This window comes from Corynebacterium urealyticum DSM 7109, assembly GCF_000069945.1.
GTDB lineage: Bacteria > Actinomycetota > Actinomycetes > Mycobacteriales > Mycobacteriaceae > Corynebacterium > Corynebacterium urealyticum.
The window spans coordinates 534,476-560,989 of the sequence record NC_010545.1 but is presented as its reverse complement, the minus strand read 5'-3'; the positions used below and the strand labels follow the sequence as shown (position 1 = coordinate 560,989).

The window sequence follows — 26,514 nt, the reverse complement described above, 5'->3', positions numbered from 1 at the left end:
CTTCTTTCTTTGTTGTGCGCCGTTGTCTTCTTGTGATTCAGCTGTTCTGTGTGGCGAGCGCTGGGGCCCTATGCGCCAGTTGCCTGCCGCCGCGCTCCAGCGTCGGCTACCGCCCCCGTGCGGTATTCCTGAGCTTCGGACGTCGCCGTCAGGAAGCGCTGCTCCAGGTTCGCCGTCTCCGCGGCCAGCTTCGTGATGAGGAAGTTCTCCTCCATCGCGGTCTTCGCCACCAACTCGCGCAGCTCCTCTTCGCTCAGCCCCTCCGGCAGGACGATGCGCATGCTGCGGGGCCGCTGCAGTTCCACCTTCAGGCCCTTGTGCTGCAGCTTCTCGCTGAGCAGCACCGCCTCCCGGCACTCCGCGGTGACCACGGTGCCGCCGGCGAGGAACTCATCCAATGAGTACTCCCCGATCATCTGCCCCTTGCCGATCACCACGAGGCGATCTGCCGTGAGCTGCATCTCGCTGAGCAGGTGGGAGCTGACCAGCACGCTGCGGCCCTCCGCCGCGAGCGCCCGAATGGTGTTGCGCATCCAGGTCACGCCCTCGGGGTCCAGGCCGTTAACCGGCTCGTCCATGATGAGGTGCTGCGGATCGCCGAGCAGTGCCGCTGCCAGTCCGAGGCGCTGCTTCATGCCCAGGGAGTAGCCGCCGGCCTTCTTCTTCGCCGCGCTGCTCAGACCCACGATCTCAAGGCACTCATCCACGCGCTTGTCGCTGATGCCCGCGCCGTGTGCGAGCACGCGCAGGTGGTTGCGGCCGGTGCGTGCCGGGGTGAACCAGGAGGCGTCCAGCACTGCGCCGGCGACCTGCGACTTGTTCTTTAGTGTGGCAAACGCCCCGTCGTAGGACTGCCCGTCGCGGTACTCGCCGCTGAAGGTGACGTGTCCGGCGGTTGGCCGATCCAGGCCGAGCATGCAGCGCATGGTGGTCGACTTGCCCGCACCGTTCGGCCCGAGGAAGCCGGTGACCTGCCCGTCCGGGACGTGGAAGCTGATGTCCTTCAGGACGTTGTTCTTTCCGTAACTCTTGCTGAGTTGTTCAACTGTGATCATGCTTCACAGTTTCGCTTCTGTCCCCACCCCGGCACATCGGCCCGGCGAATGATTATCGCCGTTTCTGTTCTTTCATACCGGGGTATGACGTCCGTCCCTTCCGGTCATCCGCAGGGCCCACCGTGGTGCGGTGCTTCCGCTGTGTTCCCCACCGGGTTGGCGTGCCTGACCCGGTTGTCGCTTAGCCTTCGGCAGTCAGCAGTTCTTCCGGGTCCACGAGGTGGTGTTTGAGGGCGAAAAGTACGGCGTGCACCCGGTCCCGCGAGCCGGTCTTCATCAGCACCCGCCCGACGTGGGTCTTCACCGTGGGCAGGGAGATGAAGAGTTTCTCTGCGATCTCCTGGTTGCTCTGGCCCTTCGCGATGAGGCATAGGATCTCCCGCTCGCGCCGGGTCAGCGGGTCCACCAGCCCGAGGTCATCCTCGGCATCCGGGGTGGCCGGCCTAGCCGCTGCCGGCTGCGGGGCCGCGGTGTTCTGTGGTGGCACACCCGGCGCGGGCGTGCTCTTTGGCCCCTCAGGGTTGGCTGCGGCCCCATCTGCCCGCAGGCGCTGGATGAGCTTCGCGGTCGCCGCCGGGCTGATCACGGCCGTTGACTCCCCGACGGTGCGGACCGCGTTGATGAGCTCCTCCGGGTCGGCGTCTTTGAGCAGGAACCCGCTGGCCCCGGCGGTGACGGCGCCGAGGACGTAGTTATCGCTATCGAAGGTGGTGAGAACGACCACCCGGGTGGGCTCCCCCGCAGGCCCCGTGGGAGAAAGCTCGTTGAGGATGCGGCGGGTCGCCGCGATGCCGTCCATGGTGGGCATCTGCACGTCCATCAGGATCATGTCCACGGGCAGCGCTACGGCCAGCTCGCAGGCCTCCGCACCGTCGGCGGCCTCCCAGGCCACGGAGAGATCATCCTGGCTATCCAGCACCATCGCGAAGCCGGCCCGCACGAGCTGCTGGTCATCAGCCAATCCCACGGTGATCATGTTTGTGCGCCCCTCGCCTCGTAACGTTTCTTCGGTCATTAGTTCTTCTGCTGGCCTGCTGCCGTCACGGTAGCACTGCGGTCAGACACGCAGCCCCTACGCGCCGAGCGGAATGCTGGCCGTGACATTCCAGCCACCGGGGAAGAGCGCGCTCGACCCCCAGCTGGCCTTCCCACCGTGGATCCGCACGCGCTCCTTAATACCCGTCAGTCCCCGGCCGCTGCCCGTCAGCTGCTCCTCGCCTGGGGAGTTATCCACCGTGACGGTCAAGCGCGCGTCCTCCCACAGCAGGCGGACGCGCACCTCGACGGGGCCCGCGTGCTTAATGACGTTGGTGAGAGATTCCTGCACCACCCGGTAGACGGTCAGCCCCTTCGTCTCGTCGAGCGGAACTTCCTCACCTTCGACGGCGAGGGTGGCGTGGGCGCCGGAGCGGTTAGCGTCGCTGATGAGGTCCTGGATGCCGGAGATCCCCGGGGTGGCGGCGACGTCCCGCCCCTCCTCCGTGTGGAGGACGGAGAGCAGGCTGCGCATCTGCGTCAGCGCCTCGCGGCCGCGGACGGAGATCGTCTCGAGCGCCTCGATGGCCTTCTCCGGGTCCTTGCGCCCGGCGTAGCGGCCGCCATCAGCCTGCGCGATCACGACGGTCAGGGAGTGCGCGACGATATCGTGCATCTCGCGGGCGATGCGGTTTCGCTCGGAGACCGTGGCCAGTTCCGCACGTGCCGCGAGGTTGGCGACCTCTTCCCGGCGCGCATAGGACTGCTTACCGAACTGCCAGCACAGGGCGATGGACACCAGGGCCAGCAGGCTCGCCAGGCCGATGGTCAGCCACATCTCCGGGTCGGCCAGCACCGACTCCAGGCTGTTTTCTTCCTTAAAAATCGGGTTATATAGCCGGTCGGCGATGAACTGCCAGGTGATCGCCGCGAGGCTGCCGACCACTGCGATCGCCAACCACAACCGCCGACGGTATGGCAGATGTGCTCGGATCACGTACACCTGCCAGCACACCAGCGGATACCCGAGTAACACTGCGAAACCCCCGGACAGCGCGGAGAGGGCCAGGCCGACCGCGATGATCGCCACCCCCAACTCCACGCGCCATTGCTGGGCGATCAAGCCCGCGTAGGAGATGGCGATACCAGCGAGGAGTATCGGGGCCTGCCAACCCCCGGACTGACCGGAGGCGAAGCCAATCTCCGGAAAGGAAAGCAGGAGGAACAGCAGCGAGATGACGAGGAACTGCAGGCGCCGAGCCGGGTCGCGCCACCACGTCGGGTTGGAACCGAGGGGGCCGGTGCTCAGCGGGTTGTGGCCGAGCGCGCCGGGTACATTGTTTTCGGGCATAGTTCGACATTCTAGGGTCGGCTGGGTCGGGGGCTCGTCGTCCTGAAGTATCATCTTCCCCATGGCCGACGTGAAATTCGATGACGTAACGATCCAGTACCCCGGCGCGGAACGCCCCAGCGTGCGGGACCTCGACCTGCACATCGCCGACGGCGAGTTCCTGGTGCTCGTGGGCCCGTCCGGCTGCGGAAAGTCCACGACCCTGCGCGCGCTCGCTGGCCTGGAGGCGACCAGCGGCGGGCACATCGCCATCGGCGGCAAGGATGTCACCGGCACTGAACCGGCAGCTCGCGACATCGCGATGGTCTTCCAGGACTACGCCCTCTACCCGCACATGACGGTGCGAGAGAACATGGGCTTTGCGCTCAAGGTCGCCAAGCGCTCGAAGTCCGAGATCGCCGAGCGAGTGGACCGCGCGGCGGAAATCCTGGGACTGGAGGAGTTCCTGGATCGCAAGCCCAAAGACCTCTCCGGTGGCCAGCGGCAGCGCGTGGCCATGGGCCGGGCGATCGTCCGCGAACCACAGGTCTTCCTCATGGATGAGCCGCTATCCAACCTGGATGCCAAGCTGCGCGTACAGACCCGCGCGCAGATCGTGAAGCTGCAGAAGAACCTGGGGGTGACCACCGTCTACGTCACCCACGACCAGGTGGAGGCAATGACGATGGGCGACCGCGTGGCCGTCCTCAAGGACGGCGTGTTGCAGCAGGTGGACAGCCCGAAGGAGCTCTACGAGAACCCGGATAACGCCTTCGTGGCGGGCTTCATCGGCTCGCCCGCGATGAACCTGTTGCCCACGACCGAGCCGCTGCCAGGCTTCGATGAGGCCCCGCCAGCGGGCTACGCAGGCAATGGTGGCTCCAAGGAGCTCATCGTGGGCGTGCGCCCAGAGCACCTCACCGTCGATACCGAGGGCTCGGCTCGCGGCGTGCGCGGCGAGGTCAGCCTCGTCGAGGAACTCGGCGCGGACTCCTATATCTATGCGGAGACGGACTACGGCACCCTCGTGGCCCGGGGTGGGGCAGGCGCGCAGCCCGCCATCGGGGAGACCGTGGTGCTTTCCCCCGCAGCAGGAGCCCGAATCCACTTCTTCGACGCCCAGACCCAGAAGCGGGTCGGGGGTGACGGCCGGGGCTAGAATTCACCACTAGAAAGATATTCATCGTGGGATCTTCCCCCCGATTACCTAAACTTGGGGTGCAGACTTTTCAGCTTCCCCGCTGACTGCCACTCACCACCGTGCCCCGCGGCGCAGTGGTGGGTGGCTTCCCTGTATCTTCCGCCGGGAGGGTCAGCTGGGAATACCTTCTAGAAAGGCTCCACTATGGCAAACCAGTACAAGAAGATGCTGGCCATCCTCGCGGCATCCGGAATGGCCCTGGCTGCCTGCTCCGACGGCGGCTCCGACGACTCCGCCAAGGGACAGGAGGGCGCCGACGCCCGTGGCCCCATCACCTTCGCGATGGGCAAGAACGACACCGATAAGCTCCGCCCGATCATCGACGCATGGAACAAGGAGCACCCGGACGAGCAGGTCAAGCTGCAGGAGCTCGCCGGCGAGGCCGACGCCCAGCGCGACACCCTGGTGCAGTCCCTGCAGGCAGGTCAGGACGACATCGACGTCATGGCACTGGACGTCGTCTGGACCGCCCAGTTCGCAGCCAACGGCTGGCTCGCACCGCTGGAGGGCGACCTCGAGGTCGACACCAGCAAGCTGCTGAAGCCGACCGTGGAGTCCGCGACCTACAACGACAAGCTCTACGCGCTGCCGCAGAACACCAACGCACAGCTGCTGTACCGCAACACCGACATCGTCAAGGACGTCCCGGAGAACTGGGACGCGCTCGTCGAGCAGTGCAAGGAAGTCAAGGACCAGGACTGCCTGACCGCAACCCTGAAGCAGTACGAGGGCCTGACCGTCATGACCGATAGCTTCATGCGCGGCTGGGGCGGGGCCATCATGGACGAGGACGGCAACGTCACCGTCACCGATGAGAAGTCCCAGGAAGGCCTGCAGGCTCTGGTGGACGCCTACCAGGACAAGACCATCTCCTCCGGCTCCACCGGCGCCACCGAGGAAGAGGTCAACCTCGCCTTCACGCAGGGCCAGACCGCGATGGCCATCAACTGGCCGTACATGTACACCAACGCCGAGGAGGAGGGCTCCGCGGTGAAGGGCAAGACCGAGGTCTCCCCGCTGGTCGGTAAGGACGGCGTCGGCGTGTCCACCCTGGGTGGCTACAACAACGGCATCAACATCAACTCCAAGCACAAGGCCACGGCCAAGGAGTTCATCGAGTTCATCATCAACGAGGAGAACCAGCGCTCCTTCGCCAAGGCTTCCTTCCCGCCGGTGCTGGCAAGCATCTACGACGAGGAGGACATCCAGGAGGAGTTCCCGTACATGGAGGCCCTGAAGGTCTCCCTGGAGAACGCGAAGCCACGCCCGGCGTCCCCGACCTACGACGCCCTGTCCAAGGCGGTGCAGGATAACTCCTACGCAGCGCTGACCCAGAAGCGCGAAATCGACAAGGCTACCGAGGACATGAAGAAGGCGATCGAGTCTGCTCAGGGCTAAAGCCTCTTCACCCCTCTCGTCGCGATGCGCGACACTCAGGCGGCCACCGCATCACCATGATGTGGTGGCCGCCTCGCCATTCCTGTCGGGACTGGCGACTATGCTTTTTATGCAACCCGCCCGCTGGTGTCCCCGGCGGGCCCGTCAACGGCAAAAGGAGAAAGCCTGTGAGCACCTCGCCGACATCGGCGGCACCGGCCAACCAGCAGCCTGGACCGGGTGCCACGTCGCACGGCAGGAAGGCGACGGACACGAGCAGGAGCACGCCGCGCCGCGACCTGCGCGCGATCTGGCTCGTCGGCCCGGCCATGCTGCTGCTGGCTCTCGTCATCGGCTACCCGATCCTGCGAGCGATCTATCTTTCCTTCCAGGCCAACCGGCACCTTAACCCGGACACCGGCATGTTCGTGGAGGGCGGCTTCGCGGGCTTCGACCACTACCTCACGTGGATCGCCCAGCGCTGCATGAGTCCGAACGGCACCGTGGTGGAGTGCACCTCCGGCATGCTGCCAACGGACTTCTACCCTGCCTTGGGCATCACCCTCTTCTTCGTGGTGGTCACCGTCAGCCTGGAGACTGTGCTGGGTCTGTGGATGGCGCTGGTGATGAACCGCAGCTTCCTCGGCCGTGGCCTGCTGCGCGCCGCCGTGCTGGTGCCCTGGGCGATCCCCACTGCGGTGACCGCGAAGCTCTGGCAGTTCATCTTCGCGGACCAGGGCATCATCAACTCCCTGCTCGGCACCCAGATCCACTGGACCACCGACCCCTGGGCCGCTCGCTTCGCAGTGATCATCGCAGACGTGTGGAAGACCGCCCCCTTCATGGCGCTGTTGATCCTCGCGGGCCTGCAGATGATCCCGAAGGGGGTCTACGAGGCTGCCCGCGTGGATGGTGCCTCCAAGTGGCAGCAGTTCACGCAGATCACCCTGCCGCTGGTTCGTCCCGCACTGATGGTCGCAGTCCTGTTCCGCACCCTGGATGCGCTGCGCATGTACGATCTGCCGGTCATCATGATCTCCGAGTCCTCCAACTCCCCCACCGCCGTGATCAGCCAGCTGGTGATCACAGACACCAAGCAGGGCAATTACAACTCCGCCTCCGCCCTGTCCACCCTCATCTTCCTGCTGATCTTCGGGGTGGCCTACGTGATGGTGCGGTTCCTGGGCGCCGATATCGGCGGTACCCAGGAGGCGGGCAGCAAGCCAAAGAAGTCCCTGCTGAGCAGGCTGCGCGGCGGGAGCGTCGTCGATAAGAAGAAGGACGAGCAGAAGGCTGAGATCGGTCGCGGCGACGTCACCGACCAGAACAACGCAGCGGGAGCGAAGAGCACGCAGACCGCAGACACCGCAGCGACGGGAGGACAGCGATGAAGAAGGCAACCCAGACTCTGCGCAACTACCTCGCCGTCATCGTGATCCTGGCGTGGGGGCTCGCGCCGTTCTACTGGATGGTGGTCACCGCCCTACGCGACAAGCGCTACACCTTCTCCACCAACCCGCTGCCCAGCCACCTGACGCTGGAGAACTTCCGGGACGCTCTCGCCACCGACGCGGGCAATAACTTCCTCCGGGCCATCGGCAACTCGCTGCTCATCGGTGCTGCGACCACCGCGATTGCGCTCACGGTGGGAGTATTCACCGCCTACGCCCTGGCGCGCGTGGACTTCCGCGGCAAGGGGCTGGTCACGGGCATCATCCTGGCGGCCTCGATGTTCCCAGGGATCGCGCTGGTCACCCCGCTGTTCCAGCTCTTCTCGAAGATCGAGTGGATCGGCACCTACCAGGCGATGATCATCCCGAATATCTCCTTCGTGCTGCCGCTGACGGTGTACACGCTGACCAGCTTCTTCCGCGAGCTGCCGTGGAAGTTGGAGGAGGCTGCCCGGGTGGATGGCGCCTCCCGTGGTCTGGCTTTCCGGAAGGTCATTCTTCCGCTGGCCACGCCCGCTCTGTTTACGACGGCCATCCTGGCGTTCATCGCGACCTGGAACGAGTTCATGCTCGCCAAGCAGCTGTCCACCCCCGCGGTGGAGCCAGTGACCGTGGCGATCGCCCGCTTCTCTGGTGCCTCGGCCTACGAGTTCCCGTATGCGGCGACGATGGCTGCCGGCGCGCTGGTGACGGTGCCGCTGGTCGTGATGGTGCTGGTCTTCCAGCGACGCATCGTCTCCGGGCTCACCGCCGGTGGCGTGAAGTAGGGGTTGGTTGAGGATGTCGAAACCTGAGGATGCGGCGCGGGACGCGTTCGAGGACCGGCCTGCCGGCGGGGCTGGTACACCGTCTCAACCCGTCGGCGAGGTGGACCCGGACGGCCAGCGCAAGAAGCTGGTCTGGGAGTCCGCCCTGGGCTTCGTGGGCTTCTTCACTCTGCTGGCCGGGGTGCAGGCGGTGTGGAATGTTTTCCAGCCCGAGCCCTCCCCCTGGCCTGGTGTATTCTTCGCGGTCCTGCTGCTGCTGAGCTGGCTCGTATGGCGTAGCTACCGCCGCTACCGGGAGTACTAGCGCCGAGCCCACGCCGGGCAGCACGCTCTCCTGCCGGCCATGGCCAAGCATAAAGAAAGCGCCCCGAGGGGCGCTTTCTTGCTTTGTGGCAGGTGGCGCTGCACGGTGCGCAGGTGTGCCCGTTAGGTGTGGGGATACAGCATCGTCGAATCCACAATCCCGTGGCGGCTGCATTCTGCCAGCCACCCCGTCGGCAGCACCTGCACCTTCATCCGCCGTCCACAGCAGGGGCAGTAGCGCGGCGCATCCAGCCCCTTGCGCTGCGACGGAGAATAACTTTCAGCCCTTTGCTCCGCGCTCGTATCTGCGGCGATGCCCGCACCGGTAAAAGGATCGAATTCCGCCACTGTTGGGTCGAGTAGCGCCAAGGTGGCAGCAGAGAGCTCCGCACCGACCTCTGGTGGGGTCACCACCTGCGTTCGGGGTGGCCCCTCCCACGGTGGCGGCACCGCCCAGGGTGCGGCCGAGGTGTTCTTGCGCGTCATGCACCTGCCCCTGATCTAGACACTGCGGTTCAGTGCTTTGATGGGCAAGCTGAGCCGGTTGAGCATATCCACGTCAGCCTCCTGATCACGGCCAAGGGTGGTCAAGTAGTTGCCGACGATCATGCCGTTGATTCCGCCGAGCAGACCAGCTTCGGTGCCGAAGTCCTCGAGAGTCAGTTCCCGGCCACCGGCGAAGCGCAGGGTCGTGCGTGGCAGGGCGAGGCGGAAGGCACCGATCGTCTTGAGCGCCTCCGAGCCTGCCATGACGGGATAATCCGCGAACGGAGTGCCAGGGCGCGGGTCGAGGAAGTTCATCGGGACCTCGTGGGGTTCGAGGGATGCCAGTTCCGCAGCGAACTCCGCGCGCTGTTCCCGGGTCTCCCCCATTCCGAGAATTCCGCCGCAGCACACTTCCATCCCGGATTCCTTGACCATCTTGAGGGTCTCGTAGCGCTCTTCCCAACTGTGGGTAGTGACCACATTGGGGAAGTTGCTGCGGGAGGTTTCCAGGTTGTGGTTATAGCGATGCACGCCGATAGCGGTGAGGCGATCCACTTGTTCCTGGGTGAGGATGCCCACGGAGGCAGCGACGTTGATATCTACCTCTGCGCGGATGGCCTCGACGGCGACCTCGAGCTGCCGCATCAAGTTCTCGTCTGGCCCTTTGACTGCGGCGACGATGCAGAACTCCGTAGCTCCGGTTTTCGCCGTCTGCTTGGCCTGCTCGACCAGCAGCGGGATATCCAGCCACACGCTGCGGACAGGTGTTTCGAACAGGCCCGACTGCGAGCAGAAGTGGCAGTCCTCCGGGCATCCTCCCGTTTTGAGGCTGACAATCCCCTCGATCTCAACCTCCTCGCCGCACCATTTCACGCGCACCTCATGGGCGAGGGCGAGAAGCTCTTCGATCTGCTCATCGGGGAGGTTGAGGACCTCCAGAACTTGTTCCTGGCTGAGGCCTTCCCCACGTTGCAGAACTTGTTCGCGGGCGGTGGCCAGAATGCCTGGGGTCTGGGAGGAAATGTCGTTCATAGGAGAAAACCATACAACGTGGCCCCAGCGGGTCTCCAGGAGCCAGCAACCTGCCTTATCGGGGTGGCTCCCCGGAGAGGCAGCACGCCCGCGGGGACGCAGCCGCGCTACTCGCCGAGGAGCTTGCGCTTGAGGGCGGCGTCCTTGTCCATGACGCTATCGCGCATATCCTCCTGGTACTTCACCATCCGCTCCATGAGCTCCGGGTCAGCCACCGCGAGCATACGGACGGCCAGCAGGCCCGCATTCTTCGCGCCGTCAATGGAGACGGTGGCGGTCGGAACGCCCGCTGGCATCTGCACGATGGAGAGCAGGGAGTCCAGGCCGTCGAGGTTCTTCAGCGCCCGCGGGATGCCGATGACCGGCAGCGGCGTGGCGGCAGAGACCATGCCCGGCAGGTGCGCAGCACCCCCGGCGCAAGCGATGATGACCTTCACGCCGTTCTTGTGCGCCTCGCGGGCGTAGTCCAGCATGCGCTCCGGGGTGCGGTGCGCGGACACCACGCCGATCTCCATGGGGATGCCGAACTCGGCCAGCACCTCGGCGGCAGGCTCGACGGTCGGCCAGTCGGAATCAGAGCCCATGATCAGGCCGACCTGCGGGCCGGTGGGGGCAGAGTTCTTGTTGCTAGTCATGTTTGTGTACCTCCTGGGGCTGATCGGTTTTTAAGCTTCGGTCCAGCCGTCGGACCACTCGGCGGCGACGAGGAAGTCCGCGGCCAGGCGGGCCTCGCGGCGCAGCTGTGCCACCGCCTCGTCGGTCGCGGGCTGGTCGGCGGGCAGGGAGAGATTGACGTGCCCGATCTTGCGGCGCGGGCGCCAGTCCTTGCCGTACATGTGGATCTTCGCCGCCGGGAAGCGGCGCCAGACCTGGTCCATCCGCTCGTGCATCGGCATGGCCGGGTCAGCATCGTCGTGCCCCAGCACATTGGCCATGACCGTGGCGGGCGCGGTGAGATCCGTGCTGCCCAGCGGGCGATCCAGCACCGCACGCAGGTGCTGCTCGAACTGGCTGGTCACGGACCCGTTCTGGGTCCAGTGCCCGGTGTTGTGCGGACGCATGGCCAGCTCGTTGACGCTGATCGCCAGCTCGCCCTCGGCGTCTCGGAACTCAAAGAGCTCGACGGCGAGCACGCCGGTGACGTCCAGCTCGGTGGCGATGGTGCGGGACAGTTCGCGGGCCTGGTTCAGCACCTCACCGTCGTGGCCCGGTGCTGGGGCGACGGCCTCCACGCAGATGCCGCGCTCCTGGACGGATTCGGTGATCGGCCAGGCCTTCGCCTCCCCTGACGGGGTGCGGGCAACCAGCGCGGAGAGCTCGCGGACCAGCACCACCTTTTCCTCAGCCATCAGCGGAACGTCCTGGTCCAGCAGCTCGGCGACCAGCTCATTGAGCTCGGCCTCGGAATCCGGGAACCACACGCCCTTGCCGTCGTAGCCACCGCGGCGGGCCTTGAGGCAGACCTTGCCGCCGGTGGTGGCCCAGAACGAGGCGGCGTCCTCGGTGTTCTCGATGGCGGTGAAGGCCGGCACCGGGGCCCCCAGCTCGGAGAGTCGCTGACGCTGTATCAGCTTGTCCTGCGCATTGATCAGGGCCTTCGGCTGCGGCTGGACGTTGATGCCGGCGGCGATGAGCTCGTCGAGGAACTCATTCGGCACGTGCTCGTGGTCGAAGGTCACGGCGTCGGCGTCCGTGGAGACCTCCAGGACGTGTGCCTTATTGGTGTAGTCCCCCAGCACGACGTCCGCGGTGACCTGCGCGGCGGAGGCGGCGGCGGAGCCTGCGAGCACGCGAGCAGACAGGCCCAGTTCCACGGCCTCCTGCTGCATCATGCGGGCCAGCTGACCGTCGCCGATGATGGTCACCAGCGGGGCGCCCGGCGCGTGGGCAGCCGCTCGGGCGATGGACCAGTCGGCGGCGCGGGTCATGCTGGCCTCAGCGTTGGAGTCGGAAGCGGATGGTGCAGAAGAATGAGCTGAATCTTTCACACGGCCAATCATAGTGCCCGCGTGTAGCTGCGGATCAGGCGGACGAAGCGTTTGGCATAAGGCACGTCCCGCAGCACGATCGGATTGCGGGTACCCATCACGAACACGGAGACGGTGGAACCTTTCGCGCGGGCATCGACGATGTATTCCAGCGGCACCTGCGCGGTCTGGCTGCGCCAGTGCCCGGTCGCGGTGATGAGGCGTTCGTTGGTGAGCATCATCCGACTGCGGGCGCGGAAGACCATCTGGCTCCCGCAGCGCCGCCAGGCCAGGAAGAGCCACAGCACCACCAGCGCGCGCCGACCCCACTGGGCTGCGACGTACAGCGGTTCGCCAACCTGCTGTGCCAGCTGGCTGGGCACTCGCAGGCTATAGCCGAGCAGCCGGAGAGCCTCCGCGTCGAGGAAGTGGTCGATCAGCCCGATCAGCGCCCAGGTGACCCCGGTGATCAGCAGGAGCTCGAACACGGGGAAGACCAGGGAGCGGCGGTTGGGGCACAGCTCCGCAAGGATCCGCTCGCCTGGTTCGAAGGTGATTTTCCCGAAAGCCATCAGCGTTCCCCTTCCGCGGGCCGGAGGTGGGTGACGTCCCCGGCGGCGACGACCAACTCGCCGCCACCGTCGACGTCCACAATCAGCGCACCGGTGCCCTCCACGTCGCGGGCGACCCCGTGGGTGGTCGTGCCGTCCGGAAGGTGGACGACCACCTTCGTGCCCAGGGTGGACACGACCTGCCGGTAGCGCGGCAGCACGCTTTGCGGCGCCCCGCCCAGCTGGATGAAGCGGCGCAGCCCGCTGAACAGCTCGTCGATCAGCGCGATGGCCAGGCGGGTGCGCACCCCGGGGCCATGCTCGGTGGCCCCCTGGCCCCCCGGCATGCCCTCCAGAACCAAGGAGGTCGCGTGCGGCACCGGCAGCTCCGAGCGCTGAAGATCCACGTTCAGTCCCAGGCCGATCACCACGATCGGTTCGGGTTCAAGCTGTACGGCCTCCACGAGGATTCCACCGAGCTTGCGGCCGTCCACCATCAGGTCATTGGGCCACTTCAGCTCCGCAGGCACCTCCGCACCGGCTGCCGCGCTGACCGCGCGCACTGCGTCCACCGCTGCGACACCGGTCAGCAGCGGCAAAAGGCCCAGCCGGTTCGCCACATCCACCCCCGGCAGTCGGGCTGCCACAGAGACGATCAGCTGGCTGCTGCGCGGCGCACCCCACGCCCGATCCAGCCGCCCCCGACCCTGCGTCTGCTCCTCGGCGAAGAGTACGGAGAACTCCGGCACCTCCTCGCCCGCTGCTAACGCCGCCCGGACCTGCTCAGCAAGCACGCTATTGGTGCTCGTCGTCTGATCGAGTACCTCCACGGCCCCACAGCCGAGGGCCGGCAGCACCTCGCGCAAGGTGGCGGAGTCGAGAAGAACACGAGAAGTTTGCATGCCCTTGATGTTAGAACACGGCGCGGACACACCCCGCCGACCACAGCCGCCCAGCCCGTGTGGCACGAGGACTCCGCCGCCGCATGATCTACACTGTGTGCCATGAATCCTCAGAATGACACGTCCACCACGGCCGGCAAGATCGCGGATCTCCAGGATCGCCTGGCGAAATCCCGCCAACCCGCCGGTGAGGACGCGGTGCGGGAGGTGCACGGCGCCGGTCGCCTCACTGCCCGCGAACGGGTGGAAGCACTGCTGGATGATGGCAGCTTCGTGGAGATCGACGCCCTGGCCCGCCACCGCTCCAAGGCCTTCGATCTGGAGAAAGAGCGCCCGCTGACCGATGGCGTCGTCACCGGCCACGGCACCATCGACGGTCGCCCGGTCTGTGTCTTCTCGCAGGACGCGACCCTGTTCGAGGGCAAGATCGGCGAGACGACCGGCGCGAAGATCATCAAGGTGCTGGAGCTGGCACTGAAGTCCGGCACCCCAGTGATCGGTTTCTACGACGGCGCCGGTGCCCGCCTCAAGGAAGGCATCATCGCCCTGGACATGTACTCCCGCATCCTTCGCCTGCAGTCCCAGGCCTCCGGCGTGATCCCGCAGATCGCGGTCGTCGCCGGCGAGTGCCGTGGCGTTCAGGTGCACGGGATCGCGATGTCCGACGTCGTCATCTCCGTCGACGGGCAGGGCTCCCTGTCCATGGACGCCAACGCGGGCGGGGTGGTCGAGGCACAGGAGACTGGCACCGCCCACATCGTGGTTCCCGACGAGTCCGCTGCACAGGACACGGTGGCCGACGTGCTGAGCTACCTGCCCTCCAATAACCGGGCAATCGCCCCGGCCACGGAGCCGGTGAACACTGAGCTGGCGAACCGCCGCGCCGAGGAGGGCGCCGATGACGCTGCCCTGGTCCACGAGATCAACCACCTGATCCCGGACTCCGCGTCCGAAACCTACGACGTGCGCGATGTGCTGGCCGCAGTCCTGGACGAGGACAGCCTGCTGGAGCTCGGCCTGGGCTTCGCACCGAACATCATCACCGGCTTCGCCCGCCTCGAGGGACGAGCAATCGGCGTGATCGCCAACCAGCCGACCGTGAAGGCCGGCGGCATCGACATCGACTCCGCGGAAAAGGTCAGCTACTTCATCCAGCTCTGCGACGCCTTTAACGTCCCCCTGGTCTCCTTCGTCGACGCCCCGGGCTTCCTGCCGGAGGAGGCGGACGCGCCGGTCATCCGCCGCACCGCGAAGCTTTTCCACACCACGGCTGCAGCATCGGTCGGCAAGATCACGGTGATCACCCGCAAGGCCACCGGCTCCGCCTACCTGGCCCTGGCTGCGAAGCGGATGGGCACGGACCTGGTCTTCGCGTGGCCGACCGCGGAGGTCGCGGTGGCGGACGCGGATACCTTCGCCGCCGAGATCGGCGCGGACGAGGCGACCGCCCAGGATCCCTACGAGGCCGCCGCGAGCGGGCTGGTGGATGCGGTGCTGCCGCCGAGCGAGACCCGCCAGAAGCTGGTCGAAGGCCTCGGCCTGCTGGAGCGCAAGGTTGAGGACGGCTACCCGCGCAAGCACAGCATCGTCACGTTCTAGCGCCCCGCTGCGCCCCCCAGCCCCGCCGAGCCCCCGTTTGGAGCACCCATGAGCAGAAAGTTTTCCCGCGCCCGCCGCAGTACACAGCCCACAGAGATCACCAGCGCACGGTTGACGCACCGCACCGGCGCGGCGTCGGCTGAGCAGGAAGCACCTCAGGCGGGGCGACAGGCAGCCGTCGAGGTGGTGAAGGGCAATCCCACGCCAGAACAGCGCCAGGCCCTAGAGAAGTTGGTGGGTGAGCTCACCGAAAAGGCCGAGGAGCGCCGTCGCGCGAAGCCGGACACCCGCGGCTGGTACGGCTCCGCCGCCGAGCCTTTTCCCAACGCACCGGAGCCAAACCCGGCAGGCTTCCGAAGCCCGAATTTGCCGCAGGCCTAGCGACCACGTCTGATGGCGGCTGCTCGCCGCTGACTACTCCCATCCCCTTCAAGGAGCGAGACATGCCTGATTCACAGGCCAGCCCACGCATCGTGCTGGCGTCCTCCTCCCCCTCCCGGCTGTCCATCCTGCGCAGCGCCGGGGTGGAGCCAGTAGTCCAGGTCTCCGGTGTGGACGAGGACGCCGCGATTCAGCGTTTGATCGACGAGGCCGCGAGCCAGGGGCGCACCCCCACCCCCGCCGAGAAGGTCTGCCACTTGGCCAAGGCCAAGGCGAATGCCGTCCTGGAAGACGGGCTCCAGCTCGGCGAGGGCGACGTCCTGATTGGTGGGGACAGCATGCTGCTGCTCGACGGGGAACTGCAGGGCAAGCCCCACACCGCGGAGGAAACCGTGCGCCGCTGGCAGCAGCAACGGGGCAAGCGGGCGGAGCTGATCACCGGGCACGCGATCTACCACGGCGGGCAATGGTTCGAGGGATCCTCGGCCACCAGCGTGTTCTTCGCAGATGCCAGCGATAAAGACATCGAGGCCTACGCCGCCTCCGGTGAGCCCTGGGGCTGCGCGGGTGCTTTCACGCTGGAGGCTCTCGGTGGCTGGTTCATCGACCGCATCGAGGGGGATCCCTCCAGCGTCATTGGGCTTTCCCTGCCGCTGGTGCGCCGGGCGCTGGAGCACTTCGGGTTCAGCGTCTCGGACTTCTGGAACCGCTAGCCACAGCCAGGGCAGCTGATACGCTCACTGCCCCGGCGCGCCGCCGGTATCAGCTTCGCTGGGTGCTCCGGCCCCCAACTTCGCTGTGCGACCTGGTCATCAGCTTCGCTGGGCCCAAATCAGCCTCGCTGGGCAATCGGCACGACCTTCCGCTGCTCGGGCCCGTTGTAGGTCGACAGCGGGCGAATCAGCGAGTTGTTCTCATACTGCTCCACGATGTGCGCCGTCCACCCCGCCACGCGGGCGATGACGAATAGCGGCGTGAAGAAGTCCACCGGGAAGCCCAGCAGGTAGTAGGCAGGGCCGGCTGGGAAGTCGAGGTTCGGCTTAATCCCGGTGCGCTTGTCCATCGCCGCGGCGAGGTTCTCGTACATCGCCACCCACTTGGCCCCATCGTGGCGCTCGGCCAGTGCGCGGAAGGACTGCTCCATGCTCGGCACGCGACTATCCCCGTTCTTATAGACACGGTGGCCGAAGCCCATGATGAGGTCCTTGTTATCCAGCGTCTTATTCACCCACTCCTCTGCCTTCGCCGGGTCGTCGACCTCCAGCATGGTGTGCATGACGAACTCATTGGCACCACCGTGCAGCGGCCCCTTCAGCGCGCCGATCGCGCCGGTGATCGCGGAGTACACGTCGGAGCGCGTCGAGGTGATGACGCGGCTGGTGAAGGTGGAGGCGTTGAAGGAGTGCTCGGCGTAGAGGATGAGGGATTTCTCGAAGTCTCGCACGTCCTCCGGGTTACTCGCCGGCGAGTCCGGCCCGTTGCCGAAGACCATGGCCAGCAGGTTTTCCGCCACCCCCTTCTCCGGGTCCGGGGCGACGATGTCCTCGCCCTTTCGGCGGCGGATGTCCATCGCCATGGCCATCGGCAGCTGTGCCAGCAGGTTGTGGCCAACGTGCGTGATGTGCTCCCGGTTTGGGGTGAAGTGCTCCGGATCCTTGGTTCCCATGTAGCTCACCGAGGTGCGCATGACGTCCATGGGGTGGCAGTCGGTGGGCAGGGAGTGGATCAGAGAGATGAGCCCGGCATCGAGCTTGCGGTAGGAGCGGCCTGCCTTGTTGAACTCGGTGAGCTGGGCTTCGGTGGGCAGTTCGCCGTTCCACAGGAGGTAGAAGACCTCCTCAAAGCTGCAGTTCTCGACGAGATCTTGGACCGCGTAGCCGCGATAGGTCAGCGAGTTCGTCTCCGGCATGACCTTTGACACGCTGGTGTAGTCGGCGACCACACCGTAGAGCCCCTTGCGGACCTCCGGCTGTTCGGCTGTGGTGTTCTGAGTGTTGGCGTTCTGAGTGTTCGTGCTCATGATGGAAGCTCCTTTGCTCCTCGTTGCTGTGGCTCAGGTGGTGCACTTGGGTTTTGGCGCTGCTGTGAAGCGGGTGTTGCGTGGAATCGGTTGCTGCTGGTCTTCCCGGTTCCTTCGCACCCCCGGGGCTCTGCTGCGCGCTAGAAGATGCCCCGCGGGATCTGAGGCGCGCGGGCCAGGGTGTCCGCGGAGAATCGGATGTTGAGTTCCCCGAAGTCCGCAGCACTCATCGCAGGCAGGTTTTCGGCTGCGTCCAGGAAGCGGTTCTGCTCCGCTTCGTCGATGACGCCCTCCGCCAGGGTCCGGAATTTTTCGACGTAGTTGGCTCGTTCGAAGGGCCGTTCGCCCAACGGGTGAGCGTCGGCGACGGCAAGCTCGTCCTCGATGACGGTGCCGTCCTTCAACGTGATCACCGCGCGTGCCCCGAAGGCCTTTTCCGCGGGGTCGTCGGAGTGGTAGCGGCGGGTCCACTCCGGGTCCTCCACCGTGGAGATCTTCCGCCACAGCTCGATGGTTTCTGGTCGCTGCGCCCGTTCCGGGGCGTAGCTGTGCTCGTGGTGCCACGTGCCGTCCTCGAGAGCCACGGCGAAGATGTACATCACCGAGTGGTCGAGGGTCTCGCGCGAGGCGTACGGGTCAAATTTCTGCGGGTCTCCGGAGCCGGTGCCGATGACGTAGTGCGTGTGGTGGCTGGTGTGCAGCACGATGGATTCGATCTGGTTGAGGTCGCCGACCTGATCGCGCATGCGCCGGGCTAGGTCGATGGGCGCCTGGGATTGGTACTCGGCTGAGTGTTCCTTGGTGTAGGTGTCCATGATTCCGCGCTTGGGCTCCCCCGTCTCCGGCAGCGGAACCTTGTACTCGCCCTCCGGTCCGTCGAGGAGCCAGGCGATCACGCCATCCTCCCCCTCCCAGATCGGGGCGGGCGCACCCTCTCCGCGCAATGCGCGGTCCACAGCCTCGATGCCCATCTTCCCTGCGAAGGCTGGGGCGTGGGCCTTCCAGCTGGAGATCTCTCCCTTGCGGGATTGGCGGGTCGCGGTCGTGGTGTGCAGCGCCTGGCCGATGGCCTGGTAGGTCTGCTCCGGATCCAGCGACAACAGGGTCCCCAGCCCCGCAGCCACTCCCGGGCCCAGGTGGGCCACGTGGTCGATCTTGTGTTTATGTAGGCAAATCCCCTTCACAAGGTTGACCTGGGTCTCGTAGGCGGTGGTAATCCCGCGGATCACGTCCTTGCCGCTCAGCCCCAGGTCCGCCCCGCGGTGTTGGGCGACCGCGAGCACGGCGGGAATATTATCCCCTGGGTGGGAGTAGTCCGCGGCCAGGAAGGTGTCGTGGAAGTCCAGCTCCCGCACCGCCACCCCATTGGCCCAGGCCGCCCACTCCGGGGACACCCTTTCTGCAACACCGAAAACGGTCGCGCCCTCCCCCTGCAGCGGTCGGCCAACCGACAGCGCCTGGGCGCGGGCAGAGGACACCGGGCGGCGCAGCACCGAGGCCACCGCGACGGCCGCGTTGTCGATCACGCGGTTGACGACCATCTCCTCGACGTCCTCGTCGACGGCGACAGGGTCGGCGGCCATCGTCGCGATCTTCCAGGCCAGGTGTTCTTCCCTGGGGAACTCTTCGGCAGACTTTCGGGTACGGACAACGTGGTTTTCCACTATGAGCCTCCTCACAACTCCTTAGCTTGGCGAAAATAATAGACTGCATGGTGGACACGCGGAGCGCTTTCCCTCAAGACCGCTAGTGAGAGAATTCATAGTTCTCCGGCCAGGAGCACGTCAGCCCCACCCCAGTTCAGAAGACCTTGGGCGAAACACCGCGCGCCAGGTAACAATTCGGCAACGAATAGCGGTAGGGTGATGAGTTCAACGAGGACCCAAATTGGAGGAGTTAACGTCGTGACGGCCAAGACGGATCAGGTGTCGAGCGCGCCAGCTCAAGATGCTGCTGCGACGGCGAGCTCCGAGGGCATCACCCCCATTAAGAAGGTGATGATCGCCAACCGTGGCGAAATCGCGATCCGCATCATCCGCGCCGCGCAAGACGAAGGCATTGCCTCCGTCGCGGTCTACGCCGAGCCCGACGCCGACGCCCCATACGTCCGCATGGCCGACGAGGCTTTCGCACTGGGCGGGCAGACCTCCGCCGAAAGCTACCTGAATATCGACAAGCTGATCACCGTGGCCAAGGAGTCCGGCGCGGACGCCGTCCACCCCGGCTATGGCTTCCTCGCGGAGAACGCTGATTTCGCCCGCGCCGTCATCGACGCTGGCCTGAACTGGATCGGCCCACCGCCGGAGGCCATCGACCGCCTCGGCGACAAGGTCACCGCCCGCCAGATCGCAGCGATGGTGGATGCTCCCATGACGCCGGGAACGAAGAGCCCAGTCTCCAGCGCCGCCGAGGTTGAGGAATTCGCCAAGGAGCACGGCCTCCCGGTCGCCGTGAAGGCTTCCTTCGGTGGCGGTGGCCGCGGCATGAAGGTCGCCTACACGATGGAGGAGATCCCGGATCTCTTCGACTCCGCCACCCGCGAGGCCATCGCAGCCTTCGGCCGCGGTGAGTGCTTCGTCGAACGCTACCTCGACCGCGCCCGCCACGTGGAGGCGCAGGTCCTGGCCGATAAGCACGGCAACGTCCTGGTCGCCTCCACCCGCGACTGCTCCACGCAGCGTCGCTTCCAGAAGCTCATCGAGGAAGCCCCGGCCCCGTTCCTGACCGCCGAGCAGAACCGCCGGATCTACGAGTCCGCCGAGGAAATCTGCCGCGCCGCGGGCTACCAGGGCGCGGGCACCGTGGAGTACCTGGTCGGTTCCGACGGTCTGGTCAGCTTCTTGGAGGTCAACACCCGCCTGCAGGTCGAGCACCCCGTCACCGAGGAGATCACCGGCTGGGACCTGGTGCGCGAGCAGTTCCGCATCGCAGAGGGCCGCCCACTGTCCCGGACGAGCCGCCCGACGCTGCGTGGCCACGCCATCGAGTTCCGCATTAACGGCGAGGACGCGGCCAATAACTTCATGCCAAACCCGGGCATGATCACCGCCTACCGTGAGCCCTCCGGCCCGGGCGTCCGCATGGACTCCGGAATCGAGGAGGGCGCCGTGATCGGCGGCCAGTTCGACTCCATGCTGGCCAAGCTCATCGTGTGGGGCGAGGACCGCGAGCAGGCCATCGCCCGCTCGAAGCGTGCCCTGGCGGAGTTCCAGGTTGCTGGGCTGCCGACGGTCATCCCCTTCTTCCAGCAGATGCTGAACAACCCCGACTTCACCGCGGAGGATGGCTTTAAGGTCTACACCCGCTGGATCGAAGAAGAGTGGGACGGCTCCCTGCCCGAGGCCACCGAGGATGCGCCCGCTGCGGCGAGCGGCGAGGACAAGCTTCCCCGCCAGCGCGTCACCGTCGAGGTGGAGGGCCGGCGCGTGGAGATCACCGTCCCGGGTGAGCTGATGGCCGCCGGTGGCCGCACGAAGCGGGCGCCTCGCCGTCGCGCCGCCGCCGGCGAGGCCGCCATCACCGGTGATACCGTCGCCGCCCCAATGCAGGGCACGATCGTGAAGATCGAGGTCTCGGAGGGCCAAACCGTCGCCGAGGGCGATACGCTGCTGGTGTTGGAGGCCATGAAGATGGAAAACGCCCTGCAGGCCCACAAGTCTGGCGTGGTCACCGGACTCGCAATCGCCCCGGGCGACAGCGTGACGAAGAACCAGGCACTCTTCGAGATTCTCGAAGACTAACCCGCTGCCCTACCCCCTTTCCCCCTTCCTCTCCCGACGCTTCCAAAAGAGTTCCCAGGCGGACCGGGCTTAGGTTGAACTCAGCGCGCTCGGTCGAATACAGCGCGCTAGGTCGAGGGTTGGCTACCCACCGGCATGTGGGTCTGTTTAGAATGGATTATTAGATCTGGTCCATGCCAGTGGTCACCAACGACCCAGCGCTGGGGCCTGGCCTATGCCCTGGGGGCGGCGCTCCTGGCCGCGAACGTGGCTTTGAGTTCGCGGCACAGTCCGCTTCCACCCAGTGCCCACCCTGTTTTGCGGAGTTTTTAAAGCTATGACCGATAACCACATCGACCCCACGGACCAGCCAGATGCGGTGACCAACAAGTTCACCGAGGCAGAAGAGCACGACCGCGGCACGCAACGAGTCTCCCCCAAGCTGCTGGGAATCATCGGGACCGTATTCCTGGTCATCGGCGCGATCACGTGGATCGTCAGCCTCTCCTCCATCAAGGGCTTCTCCGAGGATCACCCCACCGCAGTGAAGTCGGACACCTCCTACTACCTGCTCGCCGATAAGGACGCCCTCGAGGCGACCGCCTGTGGCTTCTTCGGCCCGGGCAGCACGCCCATCCACGACAAGGTCGAGGACCTGGAGGACCTCACCGACGAGGACGTCAAGATCAAGGACGTCTCCCTTCCTTTCACCAAGGTCAAGGGAGTCTACGCCCGGGTGGAGTTCACCGAAAACCTCCAGGGCGCACACATCCAGTGCAACGAGGGAAAGAACTACATCTCCACCAAGTCCGGCGGCACGCTGAATGCCCTCCGCTGGATCTCGATGATCGGCGTGGGCAGCGGCATCGCTCTGCTCATCGTGTCCGCAGTTCTCCGCGGTCGGGAAACCCGCTAGGTCCCTCAACCGCACACGATGGACACCCTCGCGAATCAGTTTTCCAACCAGGTCGCCGAGCAGTACGCTCGCCTGACCAACTCCCGTCGAGGATTCGTCCTCTCCATCGACCAGGGGACGACCTCCACGCGCTGCATCATTTTCGACGGCCGCGGTGATATCGCGAGCTGCAGCCAGCTGCCGCACGAGCAGATTTTTCCGCACCCGGGCTGGGTGGAGCATGACCCGGAGGAGATCCGGCTCAACATCCGCCGCGTCATCGCCGATGCGGCTGCCTCCGAAGACATCACACCGGAGGAAATCGCAGCCGTCGGCATCACCAATCAGCGTGAAACCACGGTGATCTGGGACCGCGCCACCGGCGAGCCGATCTACAACGCGATCGTCTGGCAGGACACCCGCACCTCCGACCTCGTCGACGCACTGACAGAGGAGGAGCGGGAGCTCATCCAAGAACGCACCGGCCTGCCACCGTCGACGTATTTCGCGGCGTCGAAAATCCGCTGGATCCTGGACAACGTCGACGGCGCCCGCGAGCGCGCAGAACGCGGAGAGTTGGCCTTCGGCACGATCGACACCTGGGTGATCTGGGAGCTGACCCGTTCCTCTCGCTCCCGTTCCGGTCGCCGTTCCGGGGCCAAGCCAGGACGCCAGCGCGCCAAGCACGTCACTGACGTCACGAATGCCTCCCGCACCATGCTGATGGGCCTGTCCACCCAGCAGTGGGACGAGGAGCTCTGCAAGATTTGGGACATCCCGATGTCCCTGCTGCCGGAGATCGTCTCCTCCAGCGAGGTCATCGGCCGCGTGCGTCGCTCCGGCCCGGTGCAGGGCGTGCCCATCGCGGGAATCCTGGGCGATCAGCAGGCCGCTGCCTTCGGGCAGGCCTGCCTGGAGCCGGGGGATGCAAAGTCCACCTATGGCACGGGCAGCTTCCTGCTGCTCAACACCGGCGACGAGCCCCAGCGCAGTAAGCACGGGCTGATCACCACCATCGCCTACCGTCTCGGGAATCAGCCACCGAAGTACGCGCTGGAGGGCTCCATCGCGGTGACTGGTTCGCTGGTGCAGTGGCTCAGCGACTCCCTGGGTTTCTTCAACTCCGCCGACGAGATCGAGCCCCTCGCCCGCTCCGTGGCGGATAACGGTGGCTGCTACGTGGTCCCCGCCTTCTCCGGGTTGCTCGCGCCCCGCTGGCGCCCCGAGGCCCGCGGGGTGATCACGGGCTTGACCCGCTACGTCACCAAAGCCCACATCGCGCGCGCCGCCCTGGAGGCCACCGCTTTCCAGACCCGGGAGGTCGTCGAGGCGATGAACGCGGGCTCCGGCGTCTCGCTGACCAGTCTGAAGGCTGACGGCGACATGGTGGAAAATAACCTGCTGATGCAGTTCCAGGCCGATCAGCTGGGCGTGAGCGTCACGATCCCGAAGATCACGGAGACCACCTGCCTGGGTGCGGCCTATGCCGCGGGACTCGCGGTGGGGTTCTTCCGGGATGAGGAGGAGATCCGGCGGCTCTGGCGGGAGGAACACACCTTCACGCCGCGGGCCTCTGAGGAGGAGCGGGACGAGCTCTACCGCATGTGGAATAAGGCTGTGGAACGCACCTTCGATTGGGACACGAAAGCGTAAGCTCTAGATATGACTTTTCCGAATGATCCGCAGAACCGGCCGGGGGCACACGGTTCGCGGCCCGACCCCCGCAGCGGTGTTCGCATCGGGAATAAGGAACGCGAAGAGGCCATGGACCTGCTCTCGAAGCACCTCGAGGCGGGCCGGCTAGACATCTCAGAGTACGACGACCGCTGCCGCCACATCGCCAACGCCAGGGTGCATGGCGAACTCTCGGAAGTCTTCCTGGATCTCCCCCGCATCCCACGCGACAATCAGGCGCTGCCATCGCAAGCGCTGGCGGTGCCGGGGTACGGTCAGCAGATCTACACCGCGGAGGAGGTGGCAGCGGCTGCCGGTCGGGGGCGCAATATCCGCGGCGGAATCATGGCGCTCTCCGTGGTCAGCGCACTCATGCTGACCACCGTCTCGGATTGGTTCATGTGGATCATCCCCGTCGTGGCAATCCTGCTGTACATGCTCAAGATTGGGCCGTCGTCCTGGTACATGCCGACGAATCGGCAGATTCAACGTGAACAGCGGCAAGCACTACGCCAGCAACGCCAGGTACTGCGTCAGCAACGGCTGCAACGCCGCATCGACGGGCACTAGCCCCTGCGACTCAACCCGTGTGAGGTCCTGCAGGGGTGGGTCGCTCAGGGACGGAACTGGTCGATGACTCCGGCGAAGAGCCGGACCCCGATGCCCAGGGCACGTTCGTCGAAGACGATATTCGGCCGGTGCAGGTCCGGCTTGTCTCCCTCACCGGTCCACGTGCCCAGGCGCGCCATCGAGCCCGGCACGTGCTCCAGGTACCAGGAGAAATCCTCCCCGCCGCTGGACTGCGGCGCCTCCACCAGGGAGTGCGGATCGACATTGCGCACGGACTGCGCGAGCAGCGCGGTCGCGACGTCGTCGTTGGTCACCGGCGGCACGCCCTTCGTGTAGTGCAGTTCCGCGGTCGCGCCCGTCGGGGCGACGATCTCGTCCAGCAGCTCGCGGACGATCTCCTCACTTTCGCGCCACACGCCGACCTCGGCGGTGCGGAAGGATCCGACGAGGCGAACTTCCTCTGGAATCGCGTTGAAGGCCTGGCCACCGTGGATCGAGCCGAAGGCGGCGACGGTGCCGCTGCGCGGGTCCACCCTCCTGCTGAGCAGCTGCGGCAGCATCGTGACCACCAGGCCAGCAGCGTTAATGAGATCCGCCGTCAGGTGCGGGCGCGAGGTGTGGCCACCGGGTCCGCGCAGCACGATCTCCATGACATCCGTGGCGGAGGTGATCGCGCCTACGCGCACGCCAATCTGCCCGCAGCGCAGCTTCGGTTCGCAGTGCACCGCGAAGATCTGGTTCACACCACGCAGGGCGCCGGCCTCGATCACATCCTTAGCCCCGCCGTCCAGGACCTCCTCAGCGGGCTGGAAGATGCCGCGCACCCGCACGCTCAGGGCGTCCTCGCCGTACTCCTCGACGTAGGCAGCCAGGGCAACCATGAGGCCCAGCAGGATGGTGGTGTGCATGTCGTGGCCGCAGGCGTGCATCACGCCGGGCACGGTGGAGCTAAAGTCCAGGCCTGTGGTTTCGGTGACGGGCAGGGCGTCGATGTCTCCGCGGAAGGCGATCATCGGTGCGGTCTCGGGCCCGATGTCCACGGTGGCTCCCTTGCAGGCCATCTCGTGCGGTTCGAGGCCGGCGTCGCGGAGGATTCCCATGATGAAGGCGGTGGTGCCGTCCTCCATGTGGGAGAGTTCCGGGTTCCGGTGCAGGTGGCGCCGCCACTCGATCAGACGGTCCACGTTCTCGTTCAGCCACAGGGTGACGAACTGAGTGAGATGCGCCGCCTCAGAGGTGGTTCCGCCGTGTTGCACTGCATGCCTCCCGGCTTTAAGCCAATAACTATCGATGTCTGCTGATTGTGGCGCTTCAAGACCGAGTTGTCTAGTTACGCCGCACAACACCCCATTCTATATGCCCACCCCTGTGGCGCGTGACTTCGCGGTAGCCTTGGGCCATGTCTAGCCACAATGCGCAATCCTCGCCCGCGGCGTCGAATCCCGGGCAGGCCCCCTACGAGCTCGCTGAGCAGGCTGCCGCGGCGTTGCTGCAGAAGACTGGTCTTTCTGCTTTCGACGCCGCCATCGTCCTGGGTTCCGGTTGGCGACCAGCTGCGGACGTGGTCTGCGAGGCCGCAGAAAGCGACGTCCAGGAGTTCCCGATGTCCGATCTGCCGGGCTTTTTGCCACCCACCGCAGAGGGCCACGGGGGTACCATTCGTGCGCTGCGCATCGGCGAGCGCAACGTGCTGATCCTGCTGGGCCGCACTCACGCCTACGAGGGCCACGAGCTGTGGCGGTGTGCGCACGCGGTGCGCACCGCTGCCGCTGCCGGGGTGAAACAGGTCGTGCTGACCAACGCGGCAGGCGGGCTGACTGAGGGAATGTCTGTGGGCGAGCCGGTTTTGATCAGCGATCACATCAACTTCACGGCGAAGACCCCACTGGTGGGCGCAAACTTCGTGAACTTGGTGGATGCGTACTCCCCCGAGCTGCGCGAGAAGGTCAAGGCTCTGCGCCCCGGTATTCGTGAGGCGGTGTACGCGATGATGCCAGGGCCGCAGTATGAGACCCCGGCGGAGATCCACATGCTGCGCACTTTCGGGGTGGGCCTGGTGGGTATGTCCACCGTCTACGAGACCATCGCTGCCCGGGAGGCCGGCGTGGGTGTGCTCGGCATCTCGCTGGTCACGAACCTCGCGGCGGGGGTGACCGGCGAGGCACTGAATCACGAGGAGGTGCTGGCCGCCGGCCAGGCCGCGGCTCAGGAAATGGGTTCTCTGCTCGCGAGCGTGATCCAGTCGTGAGCTCTGCCCAG

Annotated in this window: 25 protein-coding genes; 13 read left to right on the top strand and 12 right to left on the bottom strand. The window is 66.0% G+C overall.

What is annotated here, in order from left to right; all coding sequences use genetic code 11:
• Positions 1 to 68: 68 nt before the first annotated feature.
• From CU_RS02320 to CU_RS02310, 3 genes are all read right to left on the bottom strand, one after another.
• On the bottom strand, positions 69 to 1,055 hold the full coding sequence (locus CU_RS02320) for an ABC transporter ATP-binding protein (protein WP_012359718.1): 987 nt from the start codon (positions 1,053 to 1,055) through the stop codon (positions 69 to 71).
• 181 nt (positions 1,056 to 1,236) lie between these two features.
• Complete coding sequence (locus CU_RS02315) at positions 1,237 to 2,031, bottom strand: response regulator (protein ID WP_012359717.1); 795 nt, start codon at positions 2,029 to 2,031, stop codon at positions 1,237 to 1,239.
• A gap of 96 nt (positions 2,032 to 2,127) precedes the next feature.
• Entirely contained in the window at positions 2,128 to 3,381 is a 1,254-nt protein-coding gene (locus CU_RS02310) for a sensor histidine kinase (protein ID WP_012359716.1), read from the bottom strand.
• 61 nt (positions 3,382 to 3,442) lie between these two features.
• On the opposite strand from CU_RS02310, the gene CU_RS02305 reads away from it, so the two are divergent.
• From CU_RS02305 to CU_RS02285, 5 genes are all read left to right on the top strand, one after another.
• On the top strand, positions 3,443 to 4,519 hold the full coding sequence (locus CU_RS02305; RefSeq protein WP_012359715.1) for an ABC transporter ATP-binding protein: 1,077 nt from the start codon (positions 3,443 to 3,445) through the stop codon (positions 4,517 to 4,519).
• Between the two features lie 186 nt (positions 4,520 to 4,705).
• On the top strand, positions 4,706 to 5,959 hold the full coding sequence (locus CU_RS02300; protein WP_012359714.1) for an ABC transporter substrate-binding protein: 1,254 nt from the start codon (positions 4,706 to 4,708) through the stop codon (positions 5,957 to 5,959).
• 308 nt (positions 5,960 to 6,267) lie between these two features.
• Positions 6,268 to 7,329, top strand: a complete 1,062-nt coding sequence (locus CU_RS02295) for a carbohydrate ABC transporter permease (protein ID WP_231837773.1) — start codon at positions 6,268 to 6,270, stop codon at positions 7,327 to 7,329.
• On the top strand, positions 7,326 to 8,156 hold the full coding sequence (locus tag CU_RS02290; RefSeq protein WP_012359712.1) for a carbohydrate ABC transporter permease: 831 nt from the start codon (positions 7,326 to 7,328) through the stop codon (positions 8,154 to 8,156). Before CU_RS02295 ends, CU_RS02290 begins: the two co-directional genes overlap by 4 nt.
• Before the next feature lie 13 nt (positions 8,157 to 8,169).
• Positions 8,170 to 8,460, top strand: coding sequence for a hypothetical protein (locus CU_RS02285; RefSeq protein ID WP_012359711.1), 291 nt, complete (start codon positions 8,170 to 8,172; stop codon positions 8,458 to 8,460).
• Positions 8,461 to 8,582: 122 nt separating this feature from the next.
• Here the strand turns inward: CU_RS02285 and bsaP are convergent, their stop codons facing one another.
• The 6 genes from bsaP to CU_RS02260 all read right to left on the bottom strand — a co-directional run bounded on the left by bsaP (position 8,583) and on the right by CU_RS02260 (position 13,397).
• On the bottom strand, positions 8,583 to 8,945 hold the full coding sequence (bsaP, locus tag CU_RS11085; protein ID WP_012359710.1) for a biotin synthase auxiliary protein BsaP: 363 nt from the start codon (positions 8,943 to 8,945) through the stop codon (positions 8,583 to 8,585).
• 15 nt (positions 8,946 to 8,960) lie between these two features.
• A complete protein-coding gene (bioB, locus tag CU_RS02280; RefSeq protein WP_012359709.1) occupies positions 8,961 to 9,977 on the bottom strand; it encodes a biotin synthase BioB in 1,017 nt (338 codons plus the stop codon).
• Positions 9,978 to 10,084: 107 nt separating this feature from the next.
• Positions 10,085 to 10,612 carry a 5-(carboxyamino)imidazole ribonucleotide mutase gene (gene purE / locus CU_RS02275; RefSeq protein WP_012359708.1) on the bottom strand — a complete coding sequence of 176 codons (528 nt, stop codon included), beginning with the start codon at positions 10,610 to 10,612 and terminating at the stop codon, positions 10,085 to 10,087.
• A 30-nt stretch (positions 10,613 to 10,642) separates the two neighbouring features.
• Positions 10,643 to 11,977 carry a 5-(carboxyamino)imidazole ribonucleotide synthase gene (locus CU_RS02270; protein WP_012359707.1) on the bottom strand — a complete coding sequence of 445 codons (1,335 nt, stop codon included), beginning with the start codon at positions 11,975 to 11,977 and terminating at the stop codon, positions 10,643 to 10,645.
• Positions 11,974 to 12,516, bottom strand: coding sequence for a hypothetical protein (locus CU_RS02265; RefSeq protein ID WP_012359706.1), 543 nt, complete (start codon positions 12,514 to 12,516; stop codon positions 11,974 to 11,976). Before CU_RS02265 ends, CU_RS02270 begins: the two co-directional genes overlap by 4 nt.
• Positions 12,516 to 13,397 carry a biotin--[acetyl-CoA-carboxylase] ligase gene (locus CU_RS02260; protein ID WP_231837724.1) on the bottom strand — a complete coding sequence of 294 codons (882 nt, stop codon included), beginning with the start codon at positions 13,395 to 13,397 and terminating at the stop codon, positions 12,516 to 12,518. Before CU_RS02260 ends, CU_RS02265 begins: the two co-directional genes overlap by 1 nt.
• 102 nt (positions 13,398 to 13,499) lie before the next feature.
• Between CU_RS02260 and CU_RS02255 the strand changes: the two genes are divergently transcribed.
• The 3 genes from CU_RS02255 (at position 13,500) to CU_RS02245 (ending at position 16,090) form a co-directional block, all read left to right on the top strand.
• The gene (locus tag CU_RS02255; protein WP_012359704.1) at positions 13,500 to 14,996 is read left to right on the top strand and encodes an acyl-CoA carboxylase subunit beta; all 1,497 of its coding nucleotides are present in this window, start codon (positions 13,500 to 13,502) and stop codon (positions 14,994 to 14,996) included.
• Between the two features lie 48 nt (positions 14,997 to 15,044).
• Positions 15,045 to 15,377, top strand: a complete 333-nt coding sequence (locus CU_RS02250) for a hypothetical protein (RefSeq protein ID WP_012359703.1) — start codon at positions 15,045 to 15,047, stop codon at positions 15,375 to 15,377.
• A gap of 62 nt (positions 15,378 to 15,439) precedes the next feature.
• On the top strand, positions 15,440 to 16,090 hold the full coding sequence (locus CU_RS02245) for a Maf family protein (protein WP_012359702.1): 651 nt from the start codon (positions 15,440 to 15,442) through the stop codon (positions 16,088 to 16,090).
• A 119-nt stretch (positions 16,091 to 16,209) separates the two neighbouring features.
• On the opposite strand, the gene CU_RS02240 is transcribed toward CU_RS02245, so the two are convergent.
• Both CU_RS02240 and prpD read right to left on the bottom strand, forming a co-directional pair.
• Positions 16,210 to 17,397 carry a bifunctional 2-methylcitrate synthase/citrate synthase gene (locus CU_RS02240; protein ID WP_012359701.1) on the bottom strand — a complete coding sequence of 396 codons (1,188 nt, stop codon included), beginning with the start codon at positions 17,395 to 17,397 and terminating at the stop codon, positions 16,210 to 16,212.
• Between the two features lie 140 nt (positions 17,398 to 17,537).
• Positions 17,538 to 19,061: a 2-methylcitrate dehydratase PrpD gene (prpD, locus tag CU_RS02235; RefSeq protein WP_012359700.1), complete on the bottom strand. Its 1,524-nt coding sequence runs from the start codon at positions 19,059 to 19,061 to the stop codon at positions 17,538 to 17,540.
• A gap of 333 nt (positions 19,062 to 19,394) precedes the next feature.
• On the opposite strand from prpD, the gene CU_RS02230 reads away from it, so the two are divergent.
• The 4 genes from CU_RS02230 (at position 19,395) to CU_RS02215 (ending at position 24,255) form a co-directional block, all read left to right on the top strand.
• Positions 19,395 to 21,137, top strand: a complete 1,743-nt coding sequence (locus CU_RS02230; protein ID WP_187289741.1) for an acetyl/propionyl/methylcrotonyl-CoA carboxylase subunit alpha — start codon at positions 19,395 to 19,397, stop codon at positions 21,135 to 21,137.
• Between the two features lie 316 nt (positions 21,138 to 21,453).
• A complete protein-coding gene (locus CU_RS02225) occupies positions 21,454 to 22,032 on the top strand; it encodes a hypothetical protein (protein WP_012359698.1) in 579 nt (192 codons plus the stop codon).
• Positions 22,033 to 22,050: 18 nt separating this feature from the next.
• Positions 22,051 to 23,664: a glycerol kinase GlpK gene (gene glpK / locus CU_RS02220; RefSeq protein WP_012359697.1), complete on the top strand. Its 1,614-nt coding sequence runs from the start codon at positions 22,051 to 22,053 to the stop codon at positions 23,662 to 23,664.
• Between the two features lie 9 nt (positions 23,665 to 23,673).
• A complete protein-coding gene (locus tag CU_RS02215) occupies positions 23,674 to 24,255 on the top strand; it encodes a DUF1707 SHOCT-like domain-containing protein (RefSeq protein WP_012359696.1) in 582 nt (193 codons plus the stop codon).
• A gap of 44 nt (positions 24,256 to 24,299) precedes the next feature.
• Here the strand turns inward: CU_RS02215 and CU_RS02210 are convergent, their stop codons facing one another.
• On the bottom strand, positions 24,300 to 25,511 hold the full coding sequence (locus tag CU_RS02210; protein ID WP_012359695.1) for an amidohydrolase: 1,212 nt from the start codon (positions 25,509 to 25,511) through the stop codon (positions 24,300 to 24,302).
• Positions 25,512 to 25,654: 143 nt separating this feature from the next.
• On the opposite strand from CU_RS02210, the gene CU_RS02205 reads away from it, so the two are divergent.
• Positions 25,655 to 26,503 carry a purine-nucleoside phosphorylase gene (locus CU_RS02205; RefSeq protein ID WP_012359694.1) on the top strand — a complete coding sequence of 283 codons (849 nt, stop codon included), beginning with the start codon at positions 25,655 to 25,657 and terminating at the stop codon, positions 26,501 to 26,503.
• The last annotated feature ends 11 nt before the right edge of the window (positions 26,504 to 26,514 follow it).